Raw genomic sequence first — 16,480 nt, 5'->3', positions numbered from 1 at the left:
GTTTTAATACGGCCACACATTGGGATTTTTTTCAAACTCGTTGTATCTTTGCGCCCCGATGCAAACGGAAGTGTTGAAGAATTTTTATAGTGAAGATCCCCGCTGTTTACAAATAGCGCATGACCTCACCTTGCTTCAACCCGCCCAAATGGCCCTTTCGGGCGTACAGGGAAGCGCTTCGCAGTTCATCATCGGCGCCTGTATGGCGCAAACTCCGACACTCAATCACCTGGTTATTTTGAACGAACCGGAGGATGCCGCTTATTTTCAAAACAGCCTGGAAAATATTACCGGGGCGCTGGATATCTTCTACTTTCCTTCCTCGTTTAAAACCACAAAAAATTACCGGCTGCTGAATGCATCGCATGTTATGCTGCGCACAGAGGCACTTACCAAACTGGCCGGCGGTGGCAATAGAAAGGTACTGGTTACCTATGCCGATGCCATTTTTGAAAAGGTGGTAGTGTCCTCCACACTGGCAGAGAACATCATTCATCTGAAAACCGCCGATCCGCTCAATATTGAAGAATTGCTGTTGAAGCTGGACCGGTACGGTTTTGAACGGAGTGATTTTGTATACGAGCCCGGGCAATTTGCCCTGCGGGGTGGCATCCTCGATATTTACTCCTTTGGTAACGATAAACCCTACCGGATCGAGTTATTCGGGAACGATATTGACTCCATCCGGATCATTGACCCGGAAACACAACTGAGCGAACGTAAATTATTGCAGGTATCCATTATTCCCAATGTAGACACCCAGTTTGCGAAAGAGGCGCATGTATCCCTGTTTGAGTTTCTCCCTGAAAATACCGCCATTTGGGTACAGGATGCAATGCTCTGCCGGGAGCGCATAAAGGAGCATGCGGAGGAGCTGGAGCATTTTCTGGCACAGCAGCAATCCGATGCCTCTTCGGGCAACAGGGACGAAGATAAACTCATAAAGAAGGATCTTAGCGCAGAAGATTTTATTACATCCGCAGATTTTGAAACAGCACTGGAAAGCAGACCTGTTGTGCACCTGGAGCAGATGCCGGTATCCATATCCAGAGAATTTGTGTTTCATACCCGGGAGCAGCCCGCCTTTAACCGGCAGTTTGAGCTGCTGATCCGGGATCTGAAGGCACATGAAGCAAAAGGCTTTGCCCTGTATATTTTTTCGGAGAACCCCAAACAGTTACAGCGCCTGCAGTCCATCTTTGATGATCAGGATGCAAAGCTGGTATTCAATCCTGTTTCGGCTGCCATCCATCTCGGCTTTACCGATGAGGATCTGAAGATCCTCTGCTATACCGATCATGAAATTTTTCAGCGGTATCATAAATACCGGGTCAAACAGGCCTATAATAAAAATAAAGCCATTACTCTACGCACGCTGAGAGAACTGCAGCCGGGCGATTTTGTTACCCATATCGACCATGGCGTGGGCGTGTACAGCGGTTTGCAGAAGATGGATGTAAATGGCAGAACCCAGGAAGCGGTCCGTATTATTTACAAGGACAAAGATGTACTCTATGTTAACATCAACTCCCTGCATAAAATATCCAAGTACACTGGCAAAGATGGCAGTGTGCCCAGGGTAAATAAGTTGGGCAGCGATGCCTGGACCCGGTTAAAGGAAAAGACAAAGGCAAAGGTTAAGGAGATCGCATTTGACCTGATTAAGCTTTATGCGCAGCGAAAAGCCCAGAAAGGGTTTGCCCATACCCCTGATAACTACCTGCAAACCGAGCTGGAAGCTTCATTTATTTACGAGGACACACCGGATCAGAACAAAGCATCTGCGGATGTAAAAAAAGACATGGAATCCGAATCGCCCATGGACCGCCTGGTTTGTGGCGATGTGGGCTTTGGAAAAACCGAGATCGCCATCCGTGCCGCCTTTAAAACCTGTGTAGACGGAAAGCAGGCGGCCATATTGGTACCCACTACCATCCTGGCTTTTCAACACTATAAAACTTTTAGCGACCGTCTGAAAGAATTTCCGGTAACGGTCGATTTTCTGAACCGGTTTAAATCCGCCAGGGAAAAAAAAGAAACCCTCAAAAAACTGGAGGAGGGCAAAATTGATATCCTGGTAGGCACCCACGGATTACTGGGTAAAGAAGTAAAATTTAAAGACCTGGGCATACTGGTAATTGACGAAGAACAAAAATTTGGAGTAGCCCATAAAGAAAAAATAAAAGTACTGCGCAGCACGGTGGATTGTTTAACCCTTACGGCCACACCCATCCCCCGTACGCTGCAGTTTTCGCTCATGGGCGCAAGGGACCTCAGCATCATCAATACGCCGCCCCCCAACCGCCAGCCCATACAAACAGAGGTGCAGGTATACAACGAAGATGCCATCCGCGATGCCATTTATTTTGAAACGGAGCGGGGCGGACAGGTTTTCTTTATCCACAACCGTGTGGCAGGGCTTAGTGAAATGGCAACAATGATCCAGGGGCTTTGCCCGGACCTTTCTATCAGCTATGCCCATGGCCAGATGGAGGGCGCTAAACTGGAAGAAAAGATTCTGGACTTTATTGATCATCGTTACGATGTGCTGGTTTGCACCAACATCGTAGAAAGCGGAGTTGATATTCCCAATGTGAATACCATTATCATCAACAATGCCCACCATTTTGGGCTCAGTGACCTGCACCAGCTGCGGGGCCGTGTGGGCCGGAGCAATAAAAAAGCATTCTGTTACCTGCTGGCGCCGCCGATGAGCACCCTGCCCGCCGACTCGCGTAAACGGCTGCAAACCCTGGAGCAGCATAGCGAACTGGGCAGCGGCTTCCAGATTGCCATGCGCGACCTCGACATCCGGGGGGCCGGCAACCTGCTGGGTGGTGAGCAAAGTGGCTTTATGGCCGAAATTGGTTTTGAAACCTACCAGAAGATCCTCGAAGAAGCCATCCGCGAGCTCAAACGCACCCAGTTTAAAGAGCTGTTTAAAGAAGAGATCAGCAAGCAGGATGATTTTGTAAGCGATTGTACCATTGATACCGACCTGGAGATCCTGATACCGGACGATTATGTGGAGAGCATTACCGAACGCCTGTCGCTGTACCAGCGCCTGGATAACAGCGAATCAGAAGCAGAGCTGGCCGAAATGTATACGGAACTACAGGACCGTTTTGGCCCGGTACCGGAGTCGGTGAATGATCTCTTTGAAACCATCAAATGTCGCAAACTGGCCGTAGAGCTGGGTTTTGAAAAAATGACCCTGAAAAATGAAACCCTCCGTTGTCATTTCATCAACCGGCCGGACTCTCCTTATTTTGAAGCGGATGTGTTCCAAAAGATCATCCAGTATGTACAAACCGGCACCAACAAGGCCCGTTTAAAACAAACCGGCCGGCTATTCCTGCTGGTAGCCGAGCCCATCCCTTCCATGAAGTTGCTCTATGATTTTTTGAAAGACATGCATACTTTTTGCCTGAGCGATACAACGAAAGCCTAAAAATATACTATTTCTTTCGATCATCACCATTTACCCATAGCAAACAAAACAGCAGCTCCTTTTAGAACCTTCGGTGCGAGAACTTTCATGTACTTTTGAACTGCGTATAATGCCAGGATGTATTATACTATTTAGCCGATGCTTAAAAAATGGATCTACTTTTTTTTCATTGTGCCAGCACTTATAACTGCCGCATTTTTCCTGCAACCAATTAAGAAGGGCAAAGGCATAAACATATCTGTAAGATATGAGCGCATCCTACATTGGCCAATACTACCCGCAGATATAAAGTTGGGTAATCCCACAGGTTTGGGCATTGACACAAACGAAAATATAGTCATCTTTTGCAGGGGTAACCGAACCTGGCCGCTGCTGGGCCCAATGCCAGACAAACGGATCAAGGATAAAACCATTTATATTCTTGATAAAGATAAAGGGACACTCATAAACAGCTGGGGTAGCAATTTATTCATAATGCCTCATGGTTTAAAAGTTGATAAGGAAAACAATATTTGGGTTACAGACGTTGGGCTTCATCAGGTTTTTAAATTCAGTTATGAAGGCAAATTGTTGCTAAAACTGGGTACTGCAAAAGTAGCGGGCAGTGATCCTTTACATTTTAACAAGCCTACCGATATTGCCATTGCAAAAGACGGTTCATTTTATGTTAGCGATGGCTATGGAAACAGCAGGATCATAAAATTTTCAGCAACAGGAACGTATTTGTTTGAATGGGGCAAAAAAGGCAGCAAAGAAAGTGAGTTCAATATTCCACACGAAATTTCATTAGATGAGCACGAAAACATTTATGTAGCCGACCGGGAAAACAACCGGATACAGGTATTTGATTCAACGGGTAAATTCATAAAGCAATTTTCAGACAATTCCTTTGGAGCTATTTGCTCCGTTGTTTTTGCCAATTCAAAACTGTATGCTACAGACGATTTTACATTTCTAAAAATCAAACATCGCGGGTCAGATATTTTTATTTTTGACACATTAGGACGGACACATACGCGATTCGGCAGAAGCGGAGATTACAATGGGTCCGTTTCCCTGTATCATGCCATTGCCGTTGATAAAGACGAGAACATTTATACGGGTGATATCCTCAACAACAGGATTCAAAAATTTCAACGGGTGAGGTAAGGCAGTACTCTTCACTCACTTTCAAATGCGATTGCCGCCTGCCGTATCCGTTACTGCAATACCTCGCAGTTGGATTTTAACCGCAACGGACGCAATGTATTCGCGAAGTTCGCTATGAAAGCCGCTATGACAGCTATCCTGGCACTTTGCGTGATCCTGGTGCCCCTTGCGGTTAAATTCAGCCGCGAAGATGCCAGGGAGCGGGATGTATAAGGAATTTATTATACTTTTTGGAAGTGCGTTCCCTGCTATCTGCCGCTTTGAAGAAAACCGCACTGATTGCCTATTGACTATTGACCATTGACTACTCCCTTACCGCCTGAACCACTTTCGATACCCGCTCCTTCCCATCCTTATCTACCTGCACAATGCGGATAAACAGCTTTCCATCTTCACTATTTTCTAAAAGGTCCTTTTTATCGCATGAAAAAAATAACGCGCAGAGGAGGATTGCTATAATGGCAAAAGCAGGTTTATGCCGGCGATTAGCCATAAGGCCCAATGCCAGGAATCCTATGCCCAGGCTTAACCCCGTAAACGGAATAGCGCTGCTGTATTCAAGGCTGGTGTTGCTATCGCCATCCACTGCCTTGCTTTGTACCGTTTGAATGGTGGCAAAATGGATGCCATCCTGCGATGCCTGTATTAAAAAATGGTCGTTACCGGTTTCGGTTTCTGTAGTCCAGTTTACCAGGAGCTGCCCGTTTTGGATAACGGCGCCGAGGCTGCCAAATGAAACCGGCAGCGCATCAATTCCCTGGTATTCGTACGCGCCCAGATCGATCGTTGAGCCAAAAAGCCTTGGGCTACCTGCCAGGTCTTTAGTCTCAGACGCTAAGCCCGCAAATAAACTATTGTTTCCTTTATTAACGGCTGGGCTTCCAATTTTAAGCGTGTAATCGCCGGTAGACGGATCCACAAAAATAACGGCATTGGTAAACCCGGTAGCATCAACATTCCCATTGGCCGTACTACTGCCGCCTTCTACCAGGCAATTGGTCGTTGTATATTTACTGCCGCTAATAGCACCCCAGATAATACTGTTATTTAATGACAATAAGTTACCGTTCGCATAAATCCCATTAGTACCATTATTGGCCAGGGTTACATTTGTAAACACACTATTACCCTTGTAGTCATCGTATACTCCTCCACCGGAAGCGACCGCCGTATTTCCAGCGATCAGTACATTTGTAAAACTTAAATTGGACCAATAATTATAAATTCCGCCACCCCTTCCACTTGTTCCAGTTGCCTTATTTCCTGTTATCGTTACATTGGTGAGGGTGAGTGAGGAAGAAGCGAAGTAGTTGTTATTGTACAACCCGCCGCCATCACGAGCAGCCGTGTTGCCGGTTACCTGCACATTGATAAGGGTTGCTGACGAAGCATTATTGTACAACCCGCCGCCATCACGAGCAGCCGTGTTGTCCGATATTTGTACATTGGTAAGAACAGGAGAAGAAGAAGCATCATTATAGATCCCGCCGCCATCGCTATTGGTAGCTGTATTTCCGGTTATCTGCACATTGGTAAGGGTGGGAGAAGAGCCATTGGCGTTGTGCATTCCACCGCCGCCATTAGCCGTATTGCCGGTTATCTCCACATTAGTAAGGATGGGAGCAGAGCTATTATCATTGTACATCCCGCCGCCAACGCTAGTGGTTGTGTTTCCTGTTATCTTCAAATTCCTAAGGGTGGGAGAGGCGGCGTTGTTGAGCATCCCCGCGCCAGCATTGCTGGGATAAAAGCCCTCAGTAATGATAAACCCATCTAATACCGCAGTAAAATTCAGACTTTGGTTATTAAATACCCTCTTGCCATTACCTTTTAAAGTAGTCTTATTGGTCTGCCAGTCTCTTAGCCCTATATCAGGCGCGCCGGTATTGGGAAAGCCGCCCAATATGGCAACACCATTTTTCATAAAAAAAGAGGCGTTCGTTCCCGGCATGTAATTGCCTGCAGCCACCCATACTTGTGTAACACCCGCTGCATTGATAGCCGCTTGCAGGTCGCTTGTGGCGTTACCCCAGCTATCGCCGCTACCTGTGCCCGCTCCACCCTGTTTTATGTAAACGATGCCATTGATGTCCGGAGTTTGGGCATGAAGGGCCGTAGTTAAAAATGATACCGGTAAAAAAATAAGATATAAAATGTAATGGCTTGCCTTTCTCATAACTATAGTTTTAAAATAATGACCGCAAACATAGCTTACCAGGCAGAAAATGGCTTTTTTGGGGCTCTCAAATAACTATAACCGTTGAATTGTTATAGAAAATTGGGGGAATAGTGGTTCAGATTAGCCCATTTTTCATCAGGATAAGGTTCAGGAATCAAGATTTAAAGTTTAAAATCGATGATCTGATGTTTGTCATTCCACCATGGGGCGTAACACTTCATCGCCGGCCCAATACTTATTTCCGCATTAGCTAATTGTTAAATGCTCAAAATACCCCTTCGGCATCTGCCCGGTTTCTTTTTTGAAGGCATTGTAAAAGGTGGTAATGTTTTTAAATCCCGATTGAATAGCGATCGATTCAATCGTCATGGTATCGGCTTCCTGCGGATACCGGCTGATAAAATACCGGATCCGGTACCCATTCAGCCAGTCCCGGAAGTTCTTGCCCATTACTTTGTTGATCGCCTGTGAGCAATGATGCACGGGAATCTGCAACCCCTGCGCCAGGTGAATGATCTGGCAGTCAGCCGCCAGGAAAGGTTGTTCCTCTTCCATTAACCGGGTAATGGCTTCAATATATTTTTGCTGTTGTTCGCTGGTGGTGGTGGCGCCGGCAACAGCTATTTTTTTTGTTACAGGCACTTTAACCGGTCCGGGCGTTTCCTTTGGCCGCCCCGACAATAAAATATATCCATATAAAATACCCGGCTGGTGCAAAATGAAAAGCATCATAAACAGCAATCCCAGGCAACTGACGATGATAAAAACCGGGTTGCGGATATAACTCGCCCCATTAGCATTTAACAGGTAGGCCACAAAGCCCAGCAGCTTAAAAAAAGAGACGGTTGAAAGATAAAAAAACAGCCATACTTTAGTAGTGTTCCATTTGCTTTTTCGTATAACCCCCGATGAAAGCACCATCCACCATACGGCAATTAAGTAAACCGATGTAAGCACAAACAAGCCAATGGAATAAAAATTCGCCGGCAAAAGTCCGGTACTTTCAGTAACAGAAAATTGACCACCTGTTAAAATCTGCTGCGATACATGTTTCCAATTCACCGCTTTTTGCGACAATGGCAATAAATGAATGAGCATCAGCAACCCGGGAATAAAGTGCAGATAATCGTACTTCTTTAAACGGGTTTCTCCATTCAAAAAACAACGGACATACAGGTAGGAGCAGGCCGGTGTTATAAAAAACAAGGGCATGAGTATCTTATAAAAAACCGGATACCCCCAAACCATGAACAGCAAAATACAGCCCTGGCCAAACCGGGCTAATAAATGAATAGCAAGCAGCCGGTTGAGTAGCCGGTTGCCCTGTTTCGCATATAAAAGATGTAATGCAAACACAATGAGTAAAAAAGCCATTGCGCTCAGCAAGAAATTAAAAACCTGCATACTTTATTTCTCCCCGCATAGGATCTTTTGCGGTTCGCATTTTATAGACTTCCATAAATGTAATTGAACCATCAACGCCTCCCCGATTCCCGCACTTTTACGATCTTTGAATAGGACCGCCCGCCCTCCTTATCCGTTACCGTCACGCGTATAAAGCGAACAGCGCCGGGCCCTTCCCCTTCAGCAACAACGCTGTTGTGGTAACAGGCAATAGTAGCCGATACCAATGCCAGTACAATAAAAAAAGCAAGCATCATCCGTTTTTTACCTATCCTGAAAAAGGAGCGATGTGCAGAGGGCAACATCCCCCGCAAAAGCAGTAGTTCCAGTCGACGCTTTATTTGTTTTATCATTATGGATAAAATACAGTCCGTTCCCCCACTTTAAAAAAAATGCTCATAAACACACCGGCGCATACAGCGCCAGCAATATTTGTTCTGTAGTGTTGAAGTGTGTAAACAGCTTCACCATAAAGATACCAACAAATATCAAATATGCATTGTATTTTAAACAGTTTCTAAGGAAACAACAGGGATCGACTATTGCCGGTTCACTGCCGAACCGCTACTGCCCCGGGTAGGCATCCCCCTTATGACAGGTATTGCAGGTAACGGTATTCAGATAAGCCGGGTGGATCACCGAATCGGTGCGGAAATAATTTTTGTTGATATCAATCGTCATCCGGAGCATCCTCCGCGCCACCTCCTTAGCCGGGTTGTCGTCCGATGAAAAATCCAATCGTTCGCTATCTTTTCGTTTGGCATGACAGAAATTGCATTTTACACCCAGTGATTTATTAAACCCTTCCATAATACTGTCCAGCCGCTCATGTGTAATATCCTGGGGCAATACTTTAAGATTATGCGGCGGGCGGTAAAAGGAGTAAGACGCGCCCACCATAAGGGATAAAAGAATCAGCGTAAATGCAATGGTGACCTTTTTATATCTCATAAAATAAAGTTTTTACAAATAAATGACAACCTTCTGCAATATATGAAAAATCAGCAGAAACAAGGGTTTAACAGCCAACCCGGGCATAAACAGTCGTTCGTTATCCGGATTACAACCGTTTCAATCCACAGGAATGATTAACTTTGCAGCCTATTTTTAAGATCATGTCCGAAGTTATCACTCCCGCCTTAACAGCCAAGGATTTTGCAACCGACCAGGAAGTACGCTGGTGCCCCGGCTGTGGCGACTATTCTATATTAGCCCAGGTACAACGGGTAATGCCGGGTTTGGGTATTCCAAAAGAAAATATTGTATTTATTTCCGGTATCGGGTGCAGCAGCCGTTTTCCTTATTATATGAATACCTATGGGATGCACTCGATCCACGGCCGCGCCACGGCCATTGCATCGGGTTTGAAAGCCTCCCGCCCGGAGCTCAGCATCTGGATCGTTACCGGCGATGGTGACGGACTTAGCATTGGAGGTAACCATACCATTCATCTGTTAAGAAGGAATTTTGATGTAAACGTGCTGTTGTTCAATAACCAGATTTATGGACTCACAAAGGGCCAGTATTCCCCCACATCGGAAGAAAACAAGGTTACCAAATCGACCCCCTTCGGCAGTATCGATCACCCGTTTAACCCCCTTGCCCTGGCATTGGGCGCCGACGCCAGCTTTATTGCCCGTACGATGGACCGGGATCCCAAACACCTGCAGGCCATGTTGATCCGCACCCACCAGCATAAGGGCGCTTCCTTCCTCGAAATCTATCAGAACTGCAATATCTTTAACGATGGTGCTTTTGAAGTCTTTACAGAGAAAAGCTCCAAACCGGAAGAAACCATTTTTGTAGAACATGGCCAACCGCTGATTTTTGGCGCGGATGGAAAAAAAGGTATCCGCCTGGATGGGTTTAAACCACAGGTGGTAACCCTTGGTGAGCAATACAGTGCCGATGATCTGTGGGTACATGATGAAAAAGACATTTTTAAAGCACAGCTGCTCACCCGCATTTTTGACAACCCGGCGCTGGAAGGGCACCTGCCCCGCCCATTCGGCGTGTTTTATGAAACCGACCGCCCCTGCTATGAGGAAATGATGGCCCTCCAGCTGGAAGATGCCAAAGCACGCAAAGCGCCGGACCTGGACGCACTGCTGCGTGGTAAGGAAGTTTGGACGATCCAGTAATCATTTTTTATGGGCCGGCTTCAGCACAGGTATTGGACCGGGTTGTGTCACTCCCTTCAGCGTCCGGTAATCCTCCTGGGCTAAAATCAACCAATCAGAAAACATATACAACTATGGACCCTGTAAAAGACTATCTGGCCATCAATAAAGCCTCCTGGAACAACAAGGTACACGTTCATCTGGAATCTGATTTTTATGGGGTGCCGGATTTCATAAACGGGACCTCCTCGCTTAATGATATTGAGCTGAGCCTGCTGGGCAACATCACCGGTAAGCGCATCCTGCACCTGCAATGCCATTTTGGACAGGACTCTATTTCGCTGGCCCGTATGGGCGCGCAGGTTACGGGGATCGATTTGTCTGATAAGGCCATTGAAGCGGCCAATGAGCTGGCGGCAAAAACCCATACCAACGCCCGTTTTATCTGCTGCGATCTTTATGACCTTCCCAATCATTTGAATGAAACCTTCGATATCGTTTTTACCAGTTATGGTACCATCGGCTGGTTGCCCGACCTGGACCGTTGGGCAGCGGTCATTGCCCGCTTCCTGGGTACCGGGGGACAATTGGTATTTGCTGAGTTCCATCCGGTAGTATGGATGTTTGATGATGATTTTTCCCGGATCGGCTACAATTATTTTAACAGCGGGCCTATCGCCGAAACGTACAGCGGCACCTATGCCGACAGGAACGCAGCGCTGAGTCAGGAGTATGTAATGTGGAACCATGGCCTGGCCGAGGTATTCAGCAGCCTGCTTGGAGCCGGGCTGGAGATTACGGCCTTTGCCGAATTTGACTACTCGCCCTACAACTGTTTCCGACACACGGTAGAAGTAGCTCCCAAAAAATACCGCATCCAACACCTGGACAATAAGATCCCAATGGTATTTGCATTAACAGCGGTGAAGCATTAGTTAACTTGTTGAAAAGTTCATAGGTTGACAGGGATCACTTCCCTGCAATACCTTGTACAAACCAGTCAACCAGTTAACTTGTCAACTTGTTAACCTATCATCCGATATTTGCAGTATGCTTATTTCCATCCATCCCAAAGATCCACAGCCCCGTTTGATCAAACAGGTGGCTGATTCCCTGCGCGGAGGGGGAATTATCATTTATCCAACGGATACCATCTATGGCCTGGGCTGCGATATCTTTCAGACCAAGGCTATTGAACGCATCGCGTGGATCAAGAAAGTAGATCCTAAAAAGGCACAGTTCTCCTTTGTTTGTGCAGATCTGAGTCATCTCAGCGATTTTGCAAAACAGATCTCCAACAGTACGTTCCGTCTGCTGAAGGAATACCTTCCAGGGCCTTATACATTTATCCTGGAGGCCAGCAAACAGGTACCCAGGATCCTGCACAGCAAAAAGAATACGGTTGGTATCCGCGTTCCGGACAACAAGATCACCCAGGCGCTCATCCGGGAGCTGGGCCATCCCATTTTAAGTACGACCCTCCCCGGGGAATTTGTTGAAGACTATACAGACCCCGAGATCATCCACGATAATTACCAGAACCTTGTTGACATCGTTATAGATGGTGGCATTGGCGGCATGATCCCCTCCACAATCATCGATTGCACGGGCGGTGAAAATGTGCTTGTTCGGAAAGGATTGGGAGACTGGGAAGAAGATTAAATGATAAATGTAGAATAATGAACATCAAATAAAAAACACAAAGCGAAGAACCAGCAGGCTACCTGAATTTCATAAAGCACGGAGAGGAAAAGGAACTTACTATTAGTATTTGACTGGGAAAAGAAAACGGCAGCACCGAGGTTACGATATGTTTATCAAATATAACAGATACCGTTTAGAAGCCCGTTGGAAGAAGAATTAAGGGAGACAAATATATACATCATTGCCCTACAGCTTTATTCACCCTGTCATCAAGAGGAGGGTGTTACAATTTGAAAATAAAAGTACATAACAAAGAAACTACATAAATTTAAAAATTAGCTCGACATTAATATACAGAGAAAGACTGGTGGTCATTTTACCTTTTTCACTTCGCCATGTAAAATGAAATATTATTCAGAACTCCGGTTCCGGTTTTTTTAATTACAACTATTGTATCGCTTCTTTTCTTGTCCGGTTAAACACCCAGAAGATAATCGGGAAGATCAGCGGTGTTAATACCGTTGCGGTGATCAGCCCGCCGATGATCACGATGGCCAGCGGCTTCTCGGGCTGGTAGATTGATATGCCCAAAAACAGCTCTTTCCCCGGAGCCTGCTCAACAGTACCGGAAAAAGAGCCTGATAAAAAATCAATCCTGTTTAAATGCTGCGCCGGATCCCCAGCTCCAGCCCTCTTAATTCAGCCAATCCTCTCAGGCGGCCAATGGCAGAGTAACCGGGATAGGTCGTTTTCTTCAGATCGTCCAGCATCTGGTGCCCGTGGTCCGGGCGCATGTGGATGGATACGCCCCGGCGATGCATGGTTGTTACAACCGCTTTTACCACTGTATACATATCTACATCCCCATCCAGGTGGTCCGCCTCAAAAAAGTTGCCTGCTTCATCTCTTTTTGTGCTGCGCAGGTGCAGGAAGTGGATATGATCGCCCAGGCGTTCTACCATTCCGGCAAGATCATTATCTGCGCGCACGCCATAGGACCCGGTGCAAAAGCACAAGCCATTGGCGGGCGAAGGCGCCGCGTTGATCAGTTCCACCGCATCGGCCTCGGTACTTACAATCCTTGGTAATCCCAGGATGGGGAACGGAGGATCATCGGGGTGAATGGCCATTTTTAAACCGGCCGCTTCCGCCACAGGTACTACCTGTTGTAAGAAATAAAACAGGTGCTGTTTTAGTTTTTGTGCATCAATGGCCTCATAGGTTTTCAACGCTTTGAGGATCTCCTCTTCCGTAAAGCGCTCCTCACTTCCCGGCAACCCTAACAGCGTGTTGCGGTACAGGGTCTCTTTATCTTCCGCGCTTAATTTTTCAAGGCAGTTTTTAGCAGCTTCCAGCTCTGCTGCCGAATAGTCTTCTTCGGCTCCGGGGCGCTTTAGCAGGTAAACGTCAAATGCAATAAAAGCAGCTTTTTCAAAGCGAAGCGCCTTGCTTCCGTCTGCAACCGTATAATTTATATCTGTACGCATCCAATCCAGGATGGGCATAAAATTATATGTGACCACCTTCAGCCCGCAGGCTGCTACATTTCGCAGGCTTTGCCGGTAGTTTTCGATGTACTGTTCAAAATCACCGTTCTGCTTTTTTATATCCTCATGCACCGGCAAGCTTTCGATCACTTCCCAGGTAAGCCCTGCGGCTTCCACTTCCTGTTTCCGCTTGTTGATTTCATCAATGCTCCATACGGCACCCACTGGTATATGATGGAGGGCTGTAACCACACCCGTGCAACCGGACTGTCTGATATCACTTAAACTAACAGGATCTTTGGGTCCGTACCAGCGCATGGTATGGATCATGGCATATTGCGCTTGTTTCATCTGTATCTTTTTATTGAATTTTGTCAGATGGAATTACACATAAAAATTTTCCTCGCATTTGATGAGTTGCCCGAAAATCTTTCTGCTTCATTTCATGCTGATTTGCCCAAAAATAAGCGATTTATGAATGTCCGGGCTCACTACTTTTCCGTGTAATGATACGGGTCGACAATACCTGCTTGGTAAAACTGGTTACCGGGCGTTTACTTTCGATATCTGCCAGCAGCAATTTAGCAGCCATGCTGCCCATTTCCACCGAAGGCTGATAAATTACCGACAGGGCCGGATCCAGCAGTTCTGAATTGTTGAAATTCGAAAACCCCATAAGCCCAATCTCCCCGGGGATCTTTATTTGCTTTCGCTTCAGGATCCGAAGTGTTTTTAACGATAGGGTATCCGACAGGGTTAACAGGGCGTCCGGCTTGTTCTTCATACCCAGCAGGGAAGAAATTACTTTTTCAATCTCCCGGTCGTCTGATCCTCCGGCAGCGCAAAATTGCACCCATTTTGCATTTTGCTCCAGTCCCAGTTCTTCAAACGCTTTTATACATCCTTCGATACGCTCGCGGGATATCGACAGGTTGCGGTTATTGGCAATCAGCGCTATTTTCCGGTAACCATTCTTTGCGAGGTGCTGTACCGCTTCGTAGGCTCCGGTAAAGTTATCTGCCGTTACTTTATGCGTTTCTATATCCTCAGCAATACGATCAATAAAAACGATTGGCACGCCCCGGTCAATCATTTCCTCAAAAACAGTGTAGTCCGTTGTTCCGGCCGCAAGCGATACAATCAGCCCGTCAATAGACCGGGAGGTAAGATCATTAACAATCATCTGCTCCCGCTCGGCCGAATCCTTGCTTTGGGTAATGATCACATTATACCCTTTTTCATTGGCAACCGATTCAATACCGGCAATCACCTGGCTAAAATAACTATTAGCAATATCTGAAACAATGACTCCTATCGACCGGGATTTACCCTTGCGCAGGCTGAGCGCTGCAAGATTGGGGCGGTATTTGTTCTCATTGGCATAATCGCGGATCTTCTTCTTTGTTTCTTCGCTGATCTCATAACTGTCGCGCAATGCCCTGGAAACCGTAGAGGCCGATAGCCCAAGCGCTTTGGCGATGTCTTTTATTGTAATAGCATCCAGTTTCATATAACCAATATCTTAGTGGTAGGCGAATATACTTATTTATACTATCGTTACCGGCAACGATTGCGTAAATAGTGCCATTGGGAAGGACACCGTCCCTGAAATATGCCTAACTTGTCTATATGTATAAGTGCTTCTTTTTAATAGTTGCCATCATCATCACAGCCCTGCATAGCACGGCTCAAAGCACTGCAAACGGCCAGGTTATTGCCTTTCCCGGAGCAGAAGGTTTTGGAAAGTTCACCACCGGGGGAAGAGGGGGCAGCGCCTACCTGGTAACCAACCTCAACGATGACGGGGAAGGAAGCCTGCGAAAAGCCGTGAGTTCCGCAAAACCGCTGATCATTGTTTTCCGGGTTTCCGGTACCATCCATTTAAAAAGCCGGTTAAATATAAAAAGCAACAAAACCATTGCAGGGCAAACAGCTCCGGGCGGGGGTATCTGCCTGGCGGATCAGCCGGTTGTTTTGGCCGGCAATAATATCGTTTTACGTTTTCTGCGCATCCGGATGGGCGATCGCTACCAAAATAACGGCATGAAGGATGGGGCGGGCGCCGATGATGCATTGGGCGGGTCCGGACGCAAAAACATTATCATTGATCATTGCAGCATGAGCTGGAGTACCGATGAGGTTTGTTCGGTTTACCGGGGCGACAGCACCACCCTGCAATGGAATATCCTCTCCGAACCACTGAACTATTCTTACCACTTTGAAGAAGGCGACAAAGATTTCGAGCACCATGGTTACGGCGGCATCTGGGGCGGAGCCCATTTTAGCGCCCACCACAACCTCTTTGCCCATTGCAACAGCCGCAACCCGCGTTTTAACGGAACAAGGCTGGGCGCCACCACAGAATTAGCCGATTTTCGCAACAATGTAATCTATAATTGGGGAGGTAATAACATTTACGGAGGCGAAGGCGGCCACTATAATATTGTAAACAACTATTTCAAATATGGACCATCCACAAAAGAAACGGTCCGCTATCGCATTGTAAACCCATACAAGGAAGAAAAGAAAAATATTCCTTTTGGCCGGTACTATGTAAACGGAAACTATGTGGATGGCGCACCCGGTATTACCAGGGACAATTATAAGGGCATCCAGATGAACAACGGAACGGAAACCGACAAAAAAAACGCAAGCGCAACGGAGCCTTTTAGCGTGGAGCCCCTTCCGGAACAGGAAGCCACGGCCGCTTACCAGGCAGTGCTGGAAAAAGCCGGGGCCCTGCTACCCAAAAGAGACACCCTGGACCAGCGTATCGTTAATGACGTAAAAAACCGCAAAGGAGCATTTATTGATGTTCAGGGACACTATCCGCACGGCACACTCTATGAAAAAACAGTAGACGCCTGGCCCTTCCTGGAACAGGCGCCCGCACCGGCAGATACGGATAGCGATGGCATACCCGATGCATGGGAAAAAGCACATCGTTTAAACCCCCGCGACCCGGGAGACGCCGCCATATTCACACTTAACAGTAGCTATTCAAATATTGAAGTATATATTAACGGGCTTGTAAATTGACTTTTCC

At 46.7% G+C, this 16,480-nt stretch carries 14 protein-coding genes; 7 read left to right on the top strand and 7 right to left on the bottom strand.

The window, feature by feature from the left end:
• Positions 1–58 precede the first annotated feature (58 nt).
• The 3 genes from mfd (at position 59) to GGU45_RS08740 (ending at position 4,813) form a co-directional block, all read left to right on the top strand.
• Positions 59–3,451 carry a transcription-repair coupling factor gene (gene mfd, locus GGU45_RS08750; RefSeq protein WP_435223956.1) on the top strand — a complete coding sequence of 1,131 codons (3,393 nt, stop codon included), beginning with the start codon at positions 59–61 and terminating at the stop codon, positions 3,449–3,451.
• 474 nt (positions 3,452–3,925) lie between these two features.
• Positions 3,926–4,600: a peptidyl-alpha-hydroxyglycine alpha-amidating lyase family protein gene (locus GGU45_RS08745; RefSeq protein WP_435223867.1), complete on the top strand. Its 675-nt coding sequence runs from the start codon at positions 3,926–3,928 to the stop codon at positions 4,598–4,600.
• A gap of 69 nt (positions 4,601–4,669) precedes the next feature.
• The gene (locus GGU45_RS08740) at positions 4,670–4,813 is read left to right on the top strand and encodes a hypothetical protein (protein WP_435223866.1); all 144 of its coding nucleotides are present in this window, start codon (positions 4,670–4,672) and stop codon (positions 4,811–4,813) included.
• A gap of 91 nt (positions 4,814–4,904) precedes the next feature.
• On the opposite strand, the gene GGU45_RS08735 is transcribed toward GGU45_RS08740, so the two are convergent.
• The 4 genes from GGU45_RS08735 to GGU45_RS08720 form a co-directional block, all read right to left on the bottom strand.
• Positions 4,905–6,776, bottom strand: a complete 1,872-nt coding sequence (locus GGU45_RS08735; RefSeq protein WP_435223864.1) for a right-handed parallel beta-helix repeat-containing protein — start codon at positions 6,774–6,776, stop codon at positions 4,905–4,907.
• 249 nt (positions 6,777–7,025) lie between these two features.
• Positions 7,026–8,153 (bottom strand): AraC family transcriptional regulator, encoded by a 1,128-nt coding sequence (locus tag GGU45_RS08730; RefSeq protein ID WP_435223863.1) that lies wholly within the window; start codon positions 8,151–8,153, stop codon positions 7,026–7,028.
• A gap of 101 nt (positions 8,154–8,254) precedes the next feature.
• On the bottom strand, positions 8,255–8,536 hold the full coding sequence (locus GGU45_RS08725) for a hypothetical protein (protein ID WP_435223861.1): 282 nt from the start codon (positions 8,534–8,536) through the stop codon (positions 8,255–8,257).
• 211 nt (positions 8,537–8,747) lie between these two features.
• Positions 8,748–9,134: a c-type cytochrome gene (locus GGU45_RS08720; protein WP_435223860.1), complete on the bottom strand. Its 387-nt coding sequence runs from the start codon at positions 9,132–9,134 to the stop codon at positions 8,748–8,750.
• A 164-nt stretch (positions 9,135–9,298) separates the two neighbouring features.
• Between GGU45_RS08720 and GGU45_RS08715 the strand changes: the two genes are divergently transcribed.
• From GGU45_RS08715 to GGU45_RS08705, 3 genes are all read left to right on the top strand, one after another.
• The gene (locus GGU45_RS08715; RefSeq protein ID WP_435223858.1) at positions 9,299–10,324 is read left to right on the top strand and encodes a 2-oxoacid:ferredoxin oxidoreductase subunit beta; all 1,026 of its coding nucleotides are present in this window, start codon (positions 9,299–9,301) and stop codon (positions 10,322–10,324) included.
• Between the two features lie 113 nt (positions 10,325–10,437).
• On the top strand, positions 10,438–11,238 hold the full coding sequence (locus GGU45_RS08710) for a class I SAM-dependent methyltransferase (protein ID WP_435223856.1): 801 nt from the start codon (positions 10,438–10,440) through the stop codon (positions 11,236–11,238).
• Positions 11,239–11,353: 115 nt separating this feature from the next.
• Positions 11,354–11,965 (top strand): L-threonylcarbamoyladenylate synthase, encoded by a 612-nt coding sequence (locus GGU45_RS08705; RefSeq protein WP_435223854.1) that lies wholly within the window; start codon positions 11,354–11,356, stop codon positions 11,963–11,965.
• Positions 11,966–12,394: 429 nt separating this feature from the next.
• Here the strand turns inward: GGU45_RS08705 and GGU45_RS08700 are convergent, their stop codons facing one another.
• The 3 genes from GGU45_RS08700 to GGU45_RS08690 all read right to left on the bottom strand — a co-directional run bounded on the left by GGU45_RS08700 (position 12,395) and on the right by GGU45_RS08690 (position 14,944).
• Positions 12,395–12,538, bottom strand: a complete 144-nt coding sequence (locus GGU45_RS08700) for a hypothetical protein (protein ID WP_435223852.1) — start codon at positions 12,536–12,538, stop codon at positions 12,395–12,397.
• A 68-nt stretch (positions 12,539–12,606) separates the two neighbouring features.
• Positions 12,607–13,785 carry a mannonate dehydratase gene (gene uxuA / locus GGU45_RS08695; RefSeq protein WP_435223850.1) on the bottom strand — a complete coding sequence of 393 codons (1,179 nt, stop codon included), beginning with the start codon at positions 13,783–13,785 and terminating at the stop codon, positions 12,607–12,609.
• Positions 13,786–13,906: 121 nt separating this feature from the next.
• Complete coding sequence (locus tag GGU45_RS08690) at positions 13,907–14,944, bottom strand: LacI family DNA-binding transcriptional regulator (RefSeq protein ID WP_435223848.1); 1,038 nt, start codon at positions 14,942–14,944, stop codon at positions 13,907–13,909.
• 119 nt (positions 14,945–15,063) lie between these two features.
• On the opposite strand from GGU45_RS08690, the gene GGU45_RS08685 reads away from it, so the two are divergent.
• A complete protein-coding gene (locus GGU45_RS08685; protein WP_435223846.1) occupies positions 15,064–16,473 on the top strand; it encodes a pectate lyase family protein in 1,410 nt (469 codons plus the stop codon).
• Positions 16,474–16,480 lie beyond the last annotated feature (7 nt).

Origin of the sequence: Niabella hirudinis, assembly GCF_051201075.1 — a bacterium.
Taxonomy (GTDB): Bacteria; Bacteroidota; Bacteroidia; order Chitinophagales; family Chitinophagaceae; genus Niabella; species Niabella hirudinis.
The sequence above is the reverse complement of the archived record's forward strand: the minus strand, read 5'-3'. Positions and strand labels throughout refer to the sequence as shown.